Genomic DNA, 1194 nt, shown 5'->3' on the forward strand with positions numbered 1-1194 from the left:
CTTAGTCGAGGATCTTTGCCACAACGCCGGCGCCGACGGTACGACCGCCTTCGCGGATAGCGAAGCGCAGGCCTTCTTCCATGGCGATCGGGGCGATCAGCTTGACGGTGATCGACACGTTGTCACCCGGCATGACCATTTCCTTGTCCTGCGGCAGCTCGATCGAGCCGGTCACGTCGGTCGTACGGAAATAGAACTGCGGGCGGTAGTTGTTGAAGAACGGCGTATGACGACCACCTTCGTCCTTCGACAGAATGTACACCTCGCCCGTGAAGTGCGTGTGCGGCTTGATCGAGCCCGGCTTGCACAGGACTTGGCCACGTTCCACGTCTTCACGCTTCGTGCCGCGCAGCAGCAGGCCAACGTTGTCACCAGCCTGGCCTTGGTCCAGCAGCTTGCGGAACATTTCCACGCCCGTGCAGGTCGTCTTCACCGTCGGGCGGATACCCACGATTTCGATTTCCTCACCGACCTTCACGATGCCGCGTTCGATACGACCCGTCACCACGGTACCGCGGCCCGAGATCGAGAACACGTCTTCCACCGGCATCAGGAACGTACCGTCCACAGCGCGCTCCGGCGTCGGGATGTACGTGTCCAGCGCGTCGGCCAGAGCCATGATCGCGCCTTCGCCCAGGTCGCCCTTGTCGCCTTCCAGCGCCAGCTTGGCCGAACCCTTCACGATCGGCGTGTCATCGCCCGGGAAGTCGTACTTCGAGAGCAGCTCGCGCACTTCCATTTCGACCAGCTCGAGCAGCTCGGCGTCGTCGACCATGTCGCACTTGTTCAGGAACACGATGATGTAAGGCACGCCAACCTGGCGGGCCAGCAGGATGTGTTCGCGCGTTTGCGGCATCGGGCCGTCTGCAGCCGAGCACACCAGGATCGCGCCGTCCATCTGCGCGGCGCCCGTGATCATGTTCTTCACATAGTCAGCGTGGCCCGGGCAGTCAACGTGGGCGTAGTGGCGGTTCGCCGTTTCGTATTCCACGTGTGCGGTGTTGATCGTGATGCCGCGTGCCTTTTCTTCCGGCGCTGCATCGATCTCGTCGTACTTCTTGGCCGAGCCGCCGAACTTCGCAGCCAGCACCGTGGCAATTGCTGCCGTCAGCGTCGTCTTGCCATGGTCAACGTGACCAATCGTACCTACGTTCACGTGCGGCTTGGTCCGCTCGAACTTTTCCTTTGCCATGT

The 1194-nt window shown here is 61.9% G+C and carries 1 protein-coding gene; it reads right to left on the reverse strand.

Annotated features, from left to right (window positions below; translation table 11 throughout):
- Position 1 precedes the first annotated feature (1 nt).
- Positions 2 to 1192: an elongation factor Tu gene (gene tuf / locus ABDB81_RS30335; protein WP_160473074.1), complete on the reverse strand. Its 1191-nt coding sequence runs from the start codon at positions 1190 to 1192 to the stop codon at positions 2 to 4.
- Positions 1193 to 1194: the final 2 nt, after the last annotated feature.

The organism is Cupriavidus sp. DL-D2 (assembly GCF_039710735.1).
In the GTDB taxonomy this organism is placed as follows: domain Bacteria; phylum Pseudomonadota; class Gammaproteobacteria; order Burkholderiales; family Burkholderiaceae; genus Cupriavidus.